Origin of the sequence: Nocardioides sp. NPDC059952, from assembly GCF_042730435.1 — a bacterium.
Lineage (GTDB): Bacteria > Actinomycetota > Actinomycetes > Propionibacteriales > Nocardioidaceae > Nocardioides.
In genome coordinates this window covers 32,597-48,099 of sequence record NZ_JBHWLY010000012.1, presented here as the reverse complement: position 1 = coordinate 48,099, position 15,503 = coordinate 32,597, and the positions used below count along the sequence as shown (strand labels likewise).

At 68.7% G+C, this 15,503-nt stretch carries 13 protein-coding genes; 8 read left to right on the top strand and 5 right to left on the bottom strand.

Translation table 11 applies throughout. The annotated features are described in order from the left end of the window. Positions 1–35 precede the first annotated feature (35 nt). The gene (gene sodN / locus ACFV9G_RS08085; protein ID WP_378726568.1) at positions 36–437 is read right to left on the bottom strand and encodes a superoxide dismutase, Ni; all 402 of its coding nucleotides are present in this window, start codon (positions 435–437) and stop codon (positions 36–38) included. Between the two features lie 54 nt (positions 438–491). On the opposite strand from sodN, the gene ACFV9G_RS08080 reads away from it, so the two are divergent. From ACFV9G_RS08080 to ACFV9G_RS08065, 4 genes are all read left to right on the top strand, one after another. Then, positions 492–863, top strand: coding sequence for a S24/S26 family peptidase (locus tag ACFV9G_RS08080; protein ID WP_378726566.1), 372 nt, complete (start codon positions 492–494; stop codon positions 861–863). A gap of 176 nt (positions 864–1,039) precedes the next feature. Beyond that, positions 1,040–2,233: an NADP-dependent malic enzyme gene (locus ACFV9G_RS08075; RefSeq protein WP_378726564.1), complete on the top strand. Its 1,194-nt coding sequence runs from the start codon at positions 1,040–1,042 to the stop codon at positions 2,231–2,233. Positions 2,234–2,353: 120 nt separating this feature from the next. Further along, positions 2,354–3,322 (top strand): zinc-binding dehydrogenase, encoded by a 969-nt coding sequence (locus ACFV9G_RS08070; protein WP_378726562.1) that lies wholly within the window; start codon positions 2,354–2,356, stop codon positions 3,320–3,322. Between the two features lie 185 nt (positions 3,323–3,507). Next, positions 3,508–5,037 (top strand): MDR family MFS transporter, encoded by a 1,530-nt coding sequence (locus ACFV9G_RS08065; protein WP_378726560.1) that lies wholly within the window; start codon positions 3,508–3,510, stop codon positions 5,035–5,037. Positions 5,038–5,044: 7 nt separating this feature from the next. Here ACFV9G_RS08065 and ACFV9G_RS08060 read toward each other — a convergent pair whose 3' ends face one another. Next, positions 5,045–5,680 carry a TetR family transcriptional regulator gene (locus ACFV9G_RS08060; RefSeq protein ID WP_378726558.1) on the bottom strand — a complete coding sequence of 212 codons (636 nt, stop codon included), beginning with the start codon at positions 5,678–5,680 and terminating at the stop codon, positions 5,045–5,047. 146 nt (positions 5,681–5,826) lie between these two features. On the opposite strand from ACFV9G_RS08060, the gene ACFV9G_RS08055 reads away from it, so the two are divergent. Genes ACFV9G_RS08055 through ACFV9G_RS08045 form a run of 3 tightly spaced genes read left to right on the top strand, consistent with a single transcriptional unit; the run spans position 5,827 to position 8,298 of the window. Continuing rightward, complete coding sequence (locus ACFV9G_RS08055) at positions 5,827–6,921, top strand: flavin reductase family protein (protein WP_378726557.1); 1,095 nt, start codon at positions 5,827–5,829, stop codon at positions 6,919–6,921. Positions 6,922–6,943: 22 nt separating this feature from the next. Then, positions 6,944–8,068, top strand: a complete 1,125-nt coding sequence (locus tag ACFV9G_RS08050) for a fatty acid desaturase family protein (protein WP_378726555.1) — start codon at positions 6,944–6,946, stop codon at positions 8,066–8,068. Continuing rightward, positions 8,065–8,298: a hypothetical protein gene (locus tag ACFV9G_RS08045; RefSeq protein ID WP_378726553.1), complete on the top strand. Its 234-nt coding sequence runs from the start codon at positions 8,065–8,067 to the stop codon at positions 8,296–8,298. Before ACFV9G_RS08050 ends, ACFV9G_RS08045 begins: the two co-directional genes overlap by 4 nt. A gap of 113 nt (positions 8,299–8,411) precedes the next feature. On the opposite strand, the gene ACFV9G_RS08040 is transcribed toward ACFV9G_RS08045, so the two are convergent. Together ACFV9G_RS08040 and ACFV9G_RS08035 are read right to left on the bottom strand one after the other, a co-directional pair. After that, the gene (locus ACFV9G_RS08040) at positions 8,412–8,588 is read right to left on the bottom strand and encodes a DUF6104 family protein (protein ID WP_357338702.1); all 177 of its coding nucleotides are present in this window, start codon (positions 8,586–8,588) and stop codon (positions 8,412–8,414) included. 12 nt (positions 8,589–8,600) lie between these two features. Then, complete coding sequence (locus tag ACFV9G_RS08035; protein ID WP_378726550.1) at positions 8,601–9,287, bottom strand: TetR/AcrR family transcriptional regulator; 687 nt, start codon at positions 9,285–9,287, stop codon at positions 8,601–8,603. Between the two features lie 86 nt (positions 9,288–9,373). On the opposite strand from ACFV9G_RS08035, the gene ACFV9G_RS08030 reads away from it, so the two are divergent. Then, positions 9,374–11,548 carry an MMPL family transporter gene (locus ACFV9G_RS08030; RefSeq protein WP_378726548.1) on the top strand — a complete coding sequence of 725 codons (2,175 nt, stop codon included), beginning with the start codon at positions 9,374–9,376 and terminating at the stop codon, positions 11,546–11,548. Between the two features lie 176 nt (positions 11,549–11,724). Here ACFV9G_RS08030 and ACFV9G_RS08025 read toward each other — a convergent pair whose 3' ends face one another. Next, positions 11,725–15,396 (bottom strand): multifunctional oxoglutarate decarboxylase/oxoglutarate dehydrogenase thiamine pyrophosphate-binding subunit/dihydrolipoyllysine-residue succinyltransferase subunit, encoded by a 3,672-nt coding sequence (locus ACFV9G_RS08025; RefSeq protein ID WP_378726668.1) that lies wholly within the window; start codon positions 15,394–15,396, stop codon positions 11,725–11,727. Positions 15,397–15,503: the final 107 nt, after the last annotated feature.

The following is a 15,503-nucleotide window of genomic DNA, read 5'->3' as shown; positions in this document are numbered from 1 at the left end:
CGTGATCTGGCTTCTCGCAAGTCGGCCTTCGTGCCTCAGGCCTTCTTGGTCGCCCAGAAGATCTCGGCGATCTCGTCGATCTTGGCGAGGAGCTTGTCGGCGACCTCGATGTCGAGGGTGCCCTTGGTGCCGGAGGCGCCGGCGAGCTTGGTGGCCTCGTTGACGAGGGTGTGGAGCTGGGGGTAGGCCTCGAAGTGCGGGGGCTTGAAGTAGTCGGTCCACAGCACCCAGAGGTGTTCCTTGACCAGGTTGGAGCGCTGCTCCTTGATGATCACCGCACGGGTGCGGAAGTCGGGGTCGTCGCTGTCCAGGGCCTTGGCGATGACGGCCTTGACGGACTCGGCCTCGATGCGGGCCTGGGCGGGGTCGTAGACGCCGCAGGGCAGGTCGCAGTGGGCCGAGACCTCGATGGTGGGAGCGAAAAGTCGCGCGAACATGCGGGTCCTCTCAAAGAGTGTTCATGTGTCCTACGGATTGCGACACTACTCCGCATGGAAGACATCGCGGCCAGGGCACCCCGACACAGCTGGGGGATGGCGAAGGTCGTAGGGGTCTCGATGGAGCCGACGCTGCGAGCGGGGGACCGGTTGTGGGTCTCCTACGGACGTACGCCGGTGCCCGGGTGCGTGGTCGTCGCCCGGCTCGCCGACGGGGCGGTCGTGGTGAAGCGGGCGGTGGAGCGGCGTACGACCGTCTCCGGGCGCTCCGGGCGCTCCGGGTGGTGGCTCCTCTCGGACAACCCGGCTGCTCCCGGCGTGATCGACTCCCGTCACCGGGGGCCGGTCGCGGACGCCGACGTGATCGGCGTCGTCGTGGCCCGACTCTGGCCGAGCCCACGCATCCTGGGGCAAGTATCTGGATGAGGGCTCCAGATGAGGCCTTGATCACCTTGTAGGAAACATCAACCGCTTCCTCCGGTAGCCTGTGGGAAACTGCCATCCGGGCATCACATCCCTGTAGATGGCGCCTTGCGCGGCTCCACCCCTCGGCTCGCGTTCGACCGCCCGACGTCCGAGTCCGTAGTTTCTGGAGGCCCCCAATGACCGAGTCCACCCTGTCCACCGAGAGCACCGCCTATGAAGGCGACCCGGTGTTCGAGCTTCACCGCGGCGGCAAGATGGCGATCGCGGCGACCGCATCGGTCTCCGACAAGGCATCGCTGTCGATGGCCTACACCCCGGGTGTCGCCCGGGTCTGCACCGCGATCGCCGAGAACCCGGAGCTGGCCCAGACCTACACCTGGGTGCCGAACACCGTCGCGGTCGTCACCGACGGCACCGCGGTGCTCGGCCTCGGTGACATCGGCCCGTCCGCCGCGATGCCGGTGATGGAGGGCAAGGCGGTGCTGTTCAAGGAGTTCGGCGGCGTCGACTCGATCCCGATCTGCCTGGACACCACCGACGTGGACGAGATCGTCGAGACCGTCATCCGGATGGCGCCGAGCTTCGGCGGGATCAACCTCGAGGACATCTCCGCGCCGCGCTGCTTCGAGATCGAGGACCGCCTCAAGGAGGCGCTCGACATCCCGGTCTTCCACGACGACCAGCACGGCACCGCCGTGGTCACGCTGGCCGCGCTGATGAACGCGCTGAAGCTGACCGGCCGCAACCCGGAGTCGACCCGTGTGGTCATCTCGGGTGCCGGCGCCGCCGGCGTCGCGGTCGCCAAGATCCTGCTCGAGTTCGGCATCAAGGACCTGGCCCTGCTCGACCGCAAGGGCGTCATCTCCTCGACCCGCTCGGACCTGACCGAGTCGAAGAAGGCGATCGCCGAGGTGACCGCGGACGTCACCGGCCGCACGGGGTCGCTGGCCGACGCGCTGGCCGGCGCCGATGTCTACGTCGGCGTCTCCGGCGGCACCGTCCCCGAGGAGCTCGTCGCGACCATGGCGCCGCAGGCGATCGTCTTCGCGATGGCCAACCCCAACCCCGAGATCCACCCCGACGTGGCACACAAGTACGCCAGCATCGTCGCCACCGGGCGCTCGGACTTCCCCAACCAGATCAACAACGTCCTCGCCTTCCCCGGCATCTTCCGGGGTGCGATCGACGTGCGCGCCTCCTCGATCACCGAGGGCATGAAGCTCGCCGCCGCGCAGGCCCTGGCCGCTCTGGTCGCTGACGAGCTGGCCGCGGACAAGATCATCCCCGAGCCGTTCGACCCGCGCGTCGGCCCCGCGGTCTCTGCTGCGGTCGCCGAGGCCGCCCGGATCGACGGGGTCGCTCGCGCCTGAGTGTTCCTTCGTCAGGGTATGCAGACGAAGGCACACATCCCCGGCGGAGCTCCGCCGGGGATGTGTCCCGCGATCTGCACACCTTGATCGAGGAATCGCCCAGGTCGGTAGGGTCGGGACATGTTCGCTGCGTACGCCGAGAAGTTCTCATCCGACGATCCGATCTCCGGCCTCGTGCTGGGGGAGCGGCCCGACCCTGTCGCTCCGGACGGGTGGACGACGGTCACCGTCAAGGCGGCCTCGCTCAACCACCACGACCTGTGGTCGCTGCAGGGGGTCGGCCTCAAGGCCGAGGCGCTGCCGATGATCCTCGGCTGCGACGCCGCCGGGCTCGACGAGGACGGCAACGAGGTCGTCGTGCACTCGGTGGTCTCCTCGCCCGACTGGTCCGGCGACGAGACCCTCGACCCGAAACGGTCGCTGCTCTCCGAGCGTCATCAGGGCACCTTCGCCGAGAAGGTCGTCGTGCCACGACGCAACGTCGTGCCGAAGCCCGCCGGGATGTCGTTCGAGGAGGCCGCTTGCCTGCCGACGGCGTGGCTGACCGCCTACCGGATGCTGTTCACCCAGGGCGGGCTCAAGGCCGGCGACTCGGTGCTGGTCCAGGGCGCCGGCGGTGGAGTCGCCACCGCGGCGATCACGCTCGCTCGGGCGGCCGGCCTGAAGGTCTACGCGACCTCGCGTGACGAGGCGAAGCAGAAGCGCGCCCTCGAGCTCGGTGCCCACGAGGCCCTGTCGTCGGGGGAGAGGCTGCCGGTCAAGGTCGACGCGGTGATCGAGACCGTCGGGCGCGCGACCTGGAAGCACTCGGTGCGCTCGCTTCGTCCGGGCGGGTCGATCATCATCAGCGGCACCACGTCGGGGGCGAACCTCGACGACGCGCTGCTGACCAACATCTTCTTCCTGCAGCTGAAGGTGATCGGCTCGACGATGGGCACCCGCAGCGAGCTGGCGAGCCTGGTCTCGCTGCTCGAGGCCACCGGCGCCCGACCGCTGATCGACCGCACCATGCCGCTGACCGAGGCCAAGGCCGGTTTCGAGGCGATGCACGCCGGTGACCTCTTCGGGAAGGTCGTCTTCACTCTGTGACGCCGGCTGTGTGACGTACGGAATATCGTTCGACTCCCCCCGGTTCTGCAAGGGACCATTGAGTGTCAGCGCCGGGGGGCTCGAAAAGTTTCTCGTGGCGTGATGTCGAAATCGGCCCCGCCCGTTCGATCTATGTATGAGAGCGGGCGGCAACGGGCCCCTGCATACGACCCGAGGAACACGTCATGACTGCTGCCGTCACACCATCACACCGTCCGATCGACGGTGAGAAGCGGCGTACGCCTGCCGTCATCACCCTGCTCGTGCTGGCCACCTTCGTGGTGATCCTCAACGAGACGATCATGCTCAACGCGATCCCGAACCTGATGAACAGCTTCGGGGTCACCGAGCACGCCGCTCAGTGGGTCTCGACCGCGTTCATGCTGACCATGGCGTCGGTGATCCCGGTGACCGGGTGGTTCCTGCAGCGGGTGACGACCAGGACGGCGTACGCGACGGCCATGGCTGTCTTCATCGCCGGCACCCTGATCTCGGCGATCGCGCCGGTCTTCGGGATCCTGCTCGCCGGCCGGGTCATCCAGGCGGCCGGCACCGCGGTGATGATGCCGCTGCTGATGACCACGCTGATGACGGTGGTCGACGAGAGCGACCGCGGCCGGGTGATGGGCAACGTCACCATGGCGATCTCGGTCGCGCCGGCGCTCGGGCCGACGATCTCCGGGCTGATCCTGGGCTTCGGCTCGTGGCGGCTGCTCTTCCTGCTGGTCCTGCCGATCGCCATCGGCGTCGCCTGGTCCGGGCTGCGCCGGCTGGAGAACGTCAACGAGCCCGCGGAGTCCAGCGTGGACTGGGCCTCCGTGGTCATCGCGGCGCTCGGGTTCGGCTCGCTCGTCTACGGGCTGAGCCGGTTCGCCGAGGGCGAGGTCGGTCTTCCGCTGGTCATCGCGGCCTTCGGGGCTCTGCTGATCGTCGGGTTCGTGCTGCGTCAGCTCCGGCTGCAGCGGGTCGGATCGCCGCTGCTCGACCTGCGCGCTTTCCTGCACCCCACCTTCACCAAGTCGCTGGTCCTGATGGCGGTCGCGTTCCTGGCGATGATGGGCTCGATGATCCTGCTGCCGCTCTACCTGCAGACCGTGCGCGGGCTCTCTCCCCTCTACACCGGTCTGCTGGTGATGCCCGGCGGTCTCGCGATGGGTCTCCTCGGGCCGACCGTGGGGCGGATCTTCGACAACTACGGTGGCCGGGTGCTCGTGATCCCGGGCTCCGTCGGCATCGTGGTCGCTCTCGGCGGGCTCTCGCAGATCTCGCTGACCACGCCCTACCTGCTCGTGCTGGTGCTGCACCTGGTCCTGATGGTCAGCCTGGCCGCCGCCTTCACGCCGGTCTTCACGCTGGGTCTCGGGTCGCTTCCCTCACACCTCTACTCCCACGGCTCCTCGATCCTGGGCACGCTGCAGCAGGTCGCGGCCGCGTTCGGCACCGCCCTGGCGGTCACCGTGATGTCCGTACGCAGCGACCAGGTCATCGACGAGGTCGGTGCCCTCGCGGCCCAGGTGAGCGGTCTGCAGGCCGCGTTCCTGGTCAGCGCCGGGCTGGCTCTGATCGTGGTCGTGATGGCCGTGCTGCTGCCGGCTCGGGCCGAGGGGCACGAGGAGCCCGTCGAGGGGCCCGTCGGGGAGCCCGAGGCGGATCTCGACGCCGAGCTGGCCGAGCTGTGCGAGCACGGGCGCGAGCCCGCGGTGTGCGGCTGCTGAGTCGGTCCTACGACTCCGAGCGCCACTGATAGACGCCGATCAGCAGCATCCTCAGCTGGGTGCGTACGGTGGCGACGATCTGCTCCTCCTGCTCGGGACGGGAGGTGGAGAGGATCTGCTCCGCGGTCGCGACCAGGACGGTCACGAACAGCGACGAGAGCACGTGCAGGTCCTTGGCCGTCCAGGTGTCGGTGCCGGTCATCAGCGCCAGGTCGGTGGCGAGCTCGCGCTCGCAGAGCTCGATCTCGCGCCGGATGGCCTCGCGCACCGAGCGTGGCCCGGCGACACGTTCGCGGGCGATGAAGCCGAAGTGGTCGCGGCGCCGGTGGACGTGGTCGACGAGGGCATCGATCGAACCATCGACGACGTCCTTGTCTGCCCGCGCGTTGCGGCGTACGTCGCGGAAGAGGTCGCGCAGCGAGTCGAAGGACTCCTCGACCAGCGCCAGCCCGAGCGACTCGATGGAGTCGAAGTGGCGGTAGAACGCGGTCGGGACGATGCCGACCTGTTTGGCGACCTGGCGCAGCGAGAGCGCCGTCAGCGAGCTGTCGGTGCACAGCTCCAGCGTCGCGTCCAGGATCGCTCGCCGGGTCCGGAGCTTGCGCTCCGCACGGCTCTCCGGCTCCGCACCCGTCTCGATCACCAGACCATCCTAGGCGCAGCGGCCGGCGGACCGTCAGGTGCACACCTGTACACCGTGATCTGGACCACGTCCGTGGTGTCTTGACGCGTGCTGTGGTGACCCGCCATGGTTGTCGGTGTACAGATGTTCACTGAAAGGCGAAACTCATGGCACTCGACCTCGGCGGCCGGATCCTCCGCTCCCGCACGGTTGCGGCGCTCGCCTCACCGCACGGCATCGACCGCTACCTGACCCAGATCGACCCGATGCTGGCCGCGCACGAGGTGCGCGCCCGCATCACCGACATCCACCCGGAGGTGAGCGCGCCCGGCGCGCCCCGGGTGGCGACCGTGACGCTCCAGCCCACCTCGACCTGGCGCGGCCACCGTGCCGGCCAGCACGTGACTGTCGGCATCGACACGGGGGAGGGGCGGCGTACCACCCGCGTCTTCACCGTCTCCAACACCGAGGGCAAGCCGGGTGAGCCGCTCACGATCACGGTGCGCGCCCACGACGACGAGCACGCGACCCCCTACAGCATCTCCAAGTTCCTGACCGAGCGGGCCACCGTCGGCACCCTGGTGCACCTGTCCCAGGCCGAGGGCGACTTCGTCCTCCCCGACCGCGTGCCCGAGCACATCGTGCTGATCTCCGGCGGCTCCGGCATCACCCCGGTGATGTCGATGCTGCGCTCCCTGCAGCGGCGTACGCACCGGGGCATGGTCACCTTCCTGCACTGGGCCCCCAGTGCCGACCGCCAGATCTTCGCCGACGAGCTCGAGGAGATCCGTCACCAGGGCCACGGCGTCGACCTGCACATCCTCCACACCGCCGACGGGGCGCCCTACCTCTCCCCGGCGCTGCTCTCGAAGCTGGTCCCGGGATATCGAGACCTGCCGACCTGGGCGTGCGGGCCGGCTTCGCTCATCGAGGCGGCGCAGGCGGCGTACGACGGCACCGAGTCGCTCCAGGTGGAGTACTTCAAGCCGCCCAGGAACGCCGGCGTGGCCGGCGGCGAGATGGAGTTCGCGCGCGCCGGCAAGACCGTCGCCAACGACGGCGCCACGATCCTCGATCAGGCCGAGGCCGCGGGGCTGACCCCCGAGTCCGGCTGCCGGATGGGGATCTGCTTCTCCTGCACGACCAACAAGAGCTCCGGACGGGTCCGCAACGTCCTCACCGGCGAGACCTCTGAGCTCCCCGACGAACAGATCCGGATCTGCGTGAGCACGCCCGAGGGCGACTGCTCCGTGGACCTCTGACACCTCTCTCAAGGAGACCCCCATGACCACCGTTGAGAACACCGGCAACCGCCGCCTCTCGGCCGAGGAGCTCGAAGCCTTCGGTGCCGAGATGGACGCGATTCGCCAGCGGATCGTCGCCGACCTGGGCGAGAAGGACTCGGCGTACATCTACGACATCGTCAAGAAGCAGCGCGCCTTCGAGCTCGCCGGCCGCGCGCTCTTCTACCTCCCGGTCATCGGCTGGGTTCCGGCCGTCGCCTGTCTGTCGATCTCCAAGATCCTCGACAACATGGAGATCGGGCACAACGTCATGCACGGCCAGTACGACTGGATGGGCGACCCCGACCTCAACTCGCGCATGTTCGAGTGGGACAACGTCTGCCCCTCCGACCAGTGGAAGTACTCCCACAACTACATCCACCACACCTTCACCAACGTCCTCGGCAAGGACCGCGACATCGGCTACGGCATCCTGCGGATGGACGAGGACCAGAAGTGGCACCCCTACTTCCTGGGCAACCCGGTGTACGCCTTCCTGCTGATGGTCTTCTTCGAGTGGGGCGTCGCGATGCACGACCTCGAGGTCGAGAACATCGTCGCCGGCAAGCGCAAGATGTCGGACAACGCCGAGCTGCACCGCGGCCTCATGAAGAAGGTCAAGCGCCAGGCGCTCAAGGACTACGTCCTGTTCCCGCTGCTCACCGGTCCGCTGGCGCCGCTGACGTTCCTCGGCAACGGTGTCGCGAACCTGGTGCGCAACATCTGGGCGTTCAACATCATCTTCTGCGGCCACTTCCCGGCCGGTGTCGCCACCTTCTCGCAGGAGGAGTGCGAGGACGAGGCCCAGGGTCACTGGTACTACCGCCAGCTCCTCGGCTCCGCCAACATCACCGGCGGGCGGACCTTCCACATCATGTCCGGGAACCTGTCCCACCAGATCGAGCACCACCTCTTCCCCGACCTCCCCGCCCGCCGCTACCCGGAGATCGCCGAGGAGGTCCGCGAGATCTGCTCGCGTTATGGGCTCGCCTACAACACCGGCCCGCTGCACCAGCAGCTGTGGGGCGTCTTCAAGAAGATCTGCAAGTACGCCCTCCCCGACCGCAAGCGCCCCGTCGCCGACCGCGTTGAGACCGCTCCCGCGTATCAGGAGGTCGCGGCATGACGCCTGAACAGCCACAATGGGTTGTCATGGAGCCCGAGCTGAGCAAGAACGAGATCCGCAAGGATGTCGCGCAGAGCGCCGTCGAGGTCACTGCGACCACCGTCGGTCAGGTCGCGGTCATCATCACCGGCGCCGTACGTGACGTGGCCGGTGCCATCGGCGGCATGGCGACCGAGCTCTTCGAGCTCCGCGCCGCCGCGAAGCGAGCCGAGAAAGACCTCGCCGAGTAGTCACCCCCGTCGGCCGAGGCGTCACTCAGGTCGGTCGAGTTGGCAGCTGGATGCCAACTCGGCCGACCTGTTTGGCGTCTCGACCTGCGTACGTGACGTCTCGGCGGGGCTTGTCAGTCCTCGGGGTCGTCGAGGCGGGCGAGCCAGGTGGCGAGTCGCTCGATCGCCGTCTCGTGCTCGGGGTGTACGTCGACGAAGGCCTGGAGCTGCTCGGCGAGCCAGGCGAGGGTGACCTCGTCGTCGCCCCGACGGGTGACGAGCTCCTCGATGCCGCGGTCGGTGAAGTACATGGGCTCAGTCTTTCATTCGGTGCTCAGGGGTGAGTCGGAGGCCGGGCCTCCGGAGAGGCCGCGTACGACCATGCCGAGGGTGACGTTGATGAGCCGGTCGCGCTCGGGCACGGGGACGTGGCGGTAGGGGCCGTCGACGAAGAGGACCGACAAGCCGTGGACGGCCGACCAGGCGGCCGTCTCGGCATCGGGACGGAGCTCGGGCGCAAGCCAGCCGGCATCGACCAAGTCGTCGAGAGCGGTCGTGAGGAAGGCGTACGGCGGGGCTTCCGCGAGGACCTGGGAGAGCTCCTCGGTCGGATGCTCGTCCTCCGTGGCGGGACGGCAGAACGCGGTGCGGAACAGTCCGGGCTGAGCGAAGGCGAAGTGGACGTACCCCCGTCCGGCCGCCGCGAGACGCTGCACCGCGGCCTCGGCCGGGTGGGGTGCGGGGGTCTCGGCGGCCAGGAGGTCGAGGATCGTCGCGGTGAGCCGGTCCATCGCCTCGTGCTTGGCCGCGTGGAGCAGGTCGGACTGGTTGGCGAAGTGCCGGTAGGTCGCGGTCGGGGTCACGCCGACGGACCGCGCCGCGGCTCGGATGGTCACCGCGTCCGGGCCGCCCTCCTCGGCAAGCGTCGCGGCCGCATCGACCAGCGCGTTCCGGAGGTCGCCGTGGTGGTAGGGCCGGGCGCCCTCGTCCGAGCTCTCAGAAGATTTCACGGAATTCATGTTGACACCTGCCCACATCAAAGGGAAAGTTAACACCTACCAAGTTTACACCTGCCCACATTCATGCTGGAGGAATCGTGTTCCACCGACTAGGCACCCTCGTGGTGCGAAATCCGCGCCGGGTCCTGGTGATCGGCCTGGTCGCCCTCCTCGGCGCGATCTACCTGGCCACCTCGGCCTTCGGCAAGCTCGACGACGCCGGCTTCGACGACCCCGCCTCGGAGAGCAGCCGCGCAGCCACCGCACTCGAGGAGGGCTTCGGCAACGAGGCCGGCTTCCTCTTGACCGTCAGCGCCGCGGACGGCGCCGTGACCGAAGGCACCGCTGCGAAGGACGCTCAGGCGCTCGTCGACCGTCTACGAGCCGATGACGACCTGACCGACGTCGTCTCCTACCTCGATGCCCCTGGTCCCGGCATGACCTCAGAGGACGGCGCCCACGGACTGATCTCAGTCGGCGCCAAGAACCCGGACACGGTCGACGCAGCCGCGGTGATCGACCGCTACACCGACGAGACCGCGAACGACGGTGCCACGGTCCACGTCGGCGGCCAGCTCGCGACCTTCGAGGAGGTCGGCACTCAGATCGGCGCCGACCTCGCCCTTGCCGAGGCGATCGCGATCCCGCTGATGATCGCGCTGCTGGTCCTCGCCTTCGGCAACGTCGTCGCCGCCTTGGTCACGATCGGCGTCGGCGGGTTCGCCATCGCCGGCACCTTCGCCGAGCTCTCGGTGCTCGGCAACTTCACCGACGTCTCCATCTACGCCCTCAACCTGACGACCGGACTCGGGCTCGGCCTCGCAGTGGACTACGGCCTGCTGATGGTGGCGAGGGTCCGCGAGGAGCGAGCCGCCGGAGCCGAGCACGCCGACGCCGTCGTGCGCGCCGTGGAGACCGCCGGCCGCACGATCGTCTTCAGCGCCACCACGGTCGCCGTCTCCCTGGCCTCGCTGCTCGCCTTCCCGCTCTACTTCCTGCGTTCCTCGGCGTACGCCGGCATCGGGGTTATGGTGATCACCGCGGTGGTCGCCGTCGTGCTGCTCCCCGCCACGATCACCCTCCTGGGCGACCGGATCGACGCCCTCCGCGTCCCCGGGGTACGCGGTCTCCGTGGAGGCGCCGCGCCGTTCTGGACGCGGCTGGCCGGCTTCGTCACCAGGCGGCCGTGGGTAGCGCTCCCGGTCGTGGCCGTCCTGCTCGCGATGGCCGCGCCGCTGGCCGGCATCGAGTTCGGCACTCCCGACGACCGGGTCCTTCCGGCATCGGCGGGGAGCCGTCAGGCCGGCGATCTGCTTCGCGAGGAGTTCGACGGCGACGGCACCAGCCCCATCCGCGTCGTGACCACCTCGACCGTCGATGAGGAGAGCCTGGCGACGTACGCCGCAGATCTCTCCCGGGTCGAGGACGTCGACCGTGTCGACACCCGCGTCGGGACGTACGTCGACGGTGCCCTCGCCTCGACGACACCTGCCCTCCCGCCCGGCGACGACGCCGACGAGCTCGCCGTCGTCAACCAGCTCGACCGCCAGTCCGAGGAGGCGCGCGACCTGGTCCGTGACGTACGCGCCGTCCCCGTCCCGGCCGGGACGGAGGCACTCGTCGGCGGCGGCGCCGCGGAGCTGCTGGACTCCCTCGACGCGATCGGCGCCAAGCTCCCGTACGCCGTCGGCGGGCTCGCGATCGCGATGGTGGTGATCCTGTTCCTGTTCACCGGCAGCCTGGTGCAGCCGCTGCGGGCGCTGGTGCTCAACGTCATCGGCCTCGGCGCGACGGTCGGGACGACCGTGCTGATCTTCCAGGAGGGATTCGGTGCCGACCTCCTCGGCTTCACCGCGATGCCGCTGAACGTCTCGATGGTCGTCCTGCTGCTGGTGATCGCGTTCGGGCTCTCGATGGACTACGAGGTCTTCGTGCTCGGCCGGATCACCGAGATGCGCCGCCGCGGCCTGAGCAACGTGGATGCGGTGGTGCAGGGCCTGGCCCACACCGGTCGGATCGTCACCACGGCCGCCGCCCTGATCGCGACCAGCTTCTTCGCGTTCATGGTCAGCGACATCAGCTTCATGAAGTTCTTCGGCCTCGGCGTCGGCCTGGCGATCCTCATCGACGCGTTCCTGATCCGCGGCATCCTCCTCCCGGCGGCCATGCGGATGCTCGGGGAGGCGGCCTGGTGGGCGCCGCGTCCGCTGCGCCGCCTGCACCGCAAGGTCGGGCTGAGCGAAGAGCCTGAGCCGGTCCCGGTCCCCGTCTGAGCCGACCGGAGCCAGAGAACGACGAAGCCCCTCGGTGTCGGACACCGAGGGGCTTCGCGTGTGCTGATGTGTGGGTTTCGACTCGCGGTCACGGCCTCGCAGGCTCGGCCGTGCGCTCGCTCAACCCGCCAGGCCTACGCGGAGCGCTCCTGCGTCGCGCTCCGCTGGCCAGGCGATCAGGCGAAGGCGCGGTCGATGAGCTCCTTCTGCTCGACCGTGTGCCGCTTGATGGTGCCGACGGCGGTGGTGGAGGACGCCGGACGGGTGATCGGCTCGACCTCGCGGCCCAGCTCGGGAACCACGTTGAGGTAGTAGCTCGGCCACGGGCCCTGGTTGAAGGGCTCGTCCTGGACCCACTTGACCTTTGCGTTGGGGTACTTCGCGAGCTCGGTGGCCAGCTCGTCGGTCGGCCACGGGTAGAGCTGCTCGACGCGGACGATCGCGACGTCGTCGCGGTCCCGCTTCTTACGCTCGACCGTGAGATCCCAGGTGAGACGGCCGGAGACCAGCAGGACGGTGTTGACCTTCGAGGCGTCCGCCTCGGTGTCGGCGATGACCGGCTGGAACGAACCCGAGGTGAAGTCGGCCGGCTGGGAGGCGGCCTCCTTGCGGCGCAGCATCGACTTCGGGGTGAAGACGATCAGCGGCCGGTGCTCGGCGCCGAGGGTGTGCGTACGAAGCAGGTGGAAGTAGGACGCCGGCGAGGACGGCTGCGCCACGACCATGGCCTCGTCGGCGCACAGCGTGAGGAACCGCTCGATGCGTGCCGAGGAGTGGTCGGCGCCCTGGCCCTCGTAGCCGTGCGGCAGCAGCAGCACGACACCGGAGTCCTGGCCCCACTTGGTCTTGCCTGCGGAGATGTATTCGTCGATCACCGACTGGGCGCCGTTGACGAAGTCACCGAACTGCGCCTCCCACAGGACCAGCGAGTCCGGCCGGGCGACCGAGTAGCCGTACTCGAAGCCGAGAGCGGCGTACTCCGAGAGCAGCGAGTCGTAGACATAGAACTTCGCCTGGTCCTCGGTGAGGTTGTTCAGCGGGGTCCACTCGTCGGCGTTCTTGCGGTCGATCATGGTCGCGAAGCGCTGCACGAAGGTGCCGCGACGCGAGTCCTGACCGGCCAGCCGCACCGGGCGCCCGTCCATCAGGAGCGACCCGAACGCGAGCGTCTCGCCCGTGCCCCAGTCGATGCCGCCGTCGGTGATCTGGGTCGCGCGGCGCTGCAGCTGCGGCATCACCTTCGGGTGGACCGTGAAGCTCTCCGGCGGGGTGACGTACGAGTCCGCGATCCGCTTCAGCACATCGCTGGTGATCGCGGTGACGGTCTCGCCGGCAGGCTTCTCGGGGTAGTCCGGGACGGTCTCCCAGGCCTGCGGCATCTTGTCGGCCTCGCGCACCTCGGTGAAGACCTGCTCCAGGCGAGCCTGGTAGGCGGCCAGCACCTGCTCCGCCTCCTCGATCGTGATGTCACCACGACCGATCAGCGACTCGGTGTAGAGCTTGCGGACCGAGCGCTTCTGCTCGATCAGGTCGTACATCATCGGCTGGGTGAACGACGGGTCGTCGCCCTCGTTGTGACCGCGGCGGCGGTAGCAGATGAGGTCGATGACGACGTCCTTGTTGAACGCCTGGCGGTATTCGAAGGCGAGCCGCGCGACGCGCACGCAGGCCTCCGGGTCGTCGCCGTTCACGTGGAAGATCGGCGCCTGGACCATCCGCGCGACGTCGGTCGCGTAGAGGGACGACCGCGACGACCCGGGAGACGTCGTGAAGCCGACCTGGTTGTTGATGACCAGGTGGACGGTGCCACCGGTGCGGTAGCCGCGCAGCTGGGACAGGTTGAGCGTCTCCGCGACCACACCCTGGCCGGCGAAGGCAGCGTCACCGTGGACCAGCAGCGGCAGGACCGGGAAGACCGCGCCCTGGTCGAGCACGTCCTGCTTGGCGCGGGCGATGCCCTCCAGGACCGGGTCGACGGTCTCGAGGTGAGACGGGTTGGCGGCGACGGAGACCTTGATCGTGTCGCCCAGGTCGGAGAGGAACTCGCCCTCGGCGCCGAGGTGGTACTTCACGTCGCCGGAGCCCTGGACCGTGCGCGGGTCGATGTTGCCCTCGAACTCGCGGAAGATCTGGTTGTAGGACTTGCCGACGATGTTGGCGAGCACGTTGAGGCGGCCGCGGTGGGCCATGCCGATCGTGACCTCGTCCAGACCGGCCTCGGCAGCTGCCTCGCAGACCTCGTCGATGACCGGGATCGCGGTCTCGCCGCCCTCGAGGGAGAACCGCTTCTGGCCGACGAACTTGGTCTGCAGGAAGGTCTCGAAGGCCTCGGCCTCGTTGAGCTTCGACAGGATCCGGAGCTGCTCCTGGCGCGGGGTCTTGTCGTAGGGCCGCTCGACGCGGTCCTGGATCCACTGGCGCTGCTCGGGGTCCTGGATGTGCATGTACTCGATGCCGGTGGTGCGGACGTAGGAGTCACGCAGGACACCGAGGATCTCGCGCAGCTTCATGAACGGCTTGCGGCCGCCGGCGAAGGAGCCGACCGGGAACTCGCGGTCGAGGTCCCACAGGGTCAGCCCGTGCGACTCGATCTGCAGGTCGGGGTGCGAACGCTGCTTGTACTCCAGCGGGTCGGTGTCGGCCATCATGTGACCACGCACGCGGTGGGCGTGGATGATCTCGCCGACCTTGACCTGCTTGGAGATCTGGTCGTCGTGGGTGGTGTCGATGTCCTGGTTCCAGCGGATCGGCTCGTAGGGGATCCGCAGCGACGCGAAGATCTCGTCGTAGAAGTCGTTCTCGCCGAGCAGGAGCCGGTGGACCGTGGCCAGGAACTCGCCCGACTGCGCGCCCTGGATGACCCGGTGGTCGTACGTCGAGGTCATCGTCATGATCCGCGAGACCGCGCTCTTGGCCAAGGTGGCGTTGGACGCGCCCTGGAACTCCGGCGGGTAGTCCATCGAGCCGACGCCGATGATCGCGGCCTGGCCCTGCATCAGCCGCGGCACCGAGTTGTTGGTGCCGATGCCGCCGACATTGGTCAGGCTGACCGTGGTGCCGGAGTAGTCGGCCATGGACAGCTTGTTGTCCTTGGCCTTGCGGACGATGTCCTCGTACGCCGTCCAGAAGCCGGCGAAGTCCATCAGCTCGCAGCCCTTGATGGACGGCGCGACGAGCTGGCGGGTGCCGTCCTTCTTCTGCTGGTCGATGGCCAGACCGAGGTTGATGTGCGGCGGGGTCACCTGGGTCGGCTTGCCGTCGACCTCGGCGTAGGTGTTGTTCATCGCCGGCATCGCCTTGATCGCCTTGATGATGGCGTAGCCGATGAGGTGGGTGAAGGAGACCTTGCCACCGCGAGCGCGCTTGAGGTGGTTGTTGATGACCGTGCGGTTGTCCCACAGCAGCTTGACCGGCATGTTGCGCACGGAGGTCGCGGTCGGCACCGAGAGCGACACGTCCATGTTCTTGGCCGTGGCGGCGGGGATCCCGCGCAGCGTGGTGTAGGTCGGCTCGTCGGTGACGGCGACGGCGGTCGGCTTCGGGGCGTCCTTGGGAGTGGGCGTCGCGGTGCCCTTCGCCGGCTCGGCGGCCTGCGCGGCCGGGCGCGGCTTCGCCTTCGGGGCCGGAGCCGCCTTGGCGGCCGGCGCCTCCGCGGAGGCGGGGGTGGTCGGCGCGGGGGCACTGGCCGGAGCGTCGGCCGGAGCGGTCGGGACCGGAGACTTGGGGGCAGGCGTGGCCGGGGCCGCTGCGGCGCCGTTCGGCGACGCGCCGGGCTGTCCGTTGGTCTCGAAGAACTTCACCCACACGGGGTCAACACTGCTGGGATCCTTCGTGTACTGGTCGTACATCTCCTCGACCAGCCACTCGTTGGCGCCGAATTCCGCTGGGATGTCGGCAGTGTTGGGGGACGGGGTGCCTGAGGACACGGCTTGATTCGCCTCTTCCGAATTTTCGC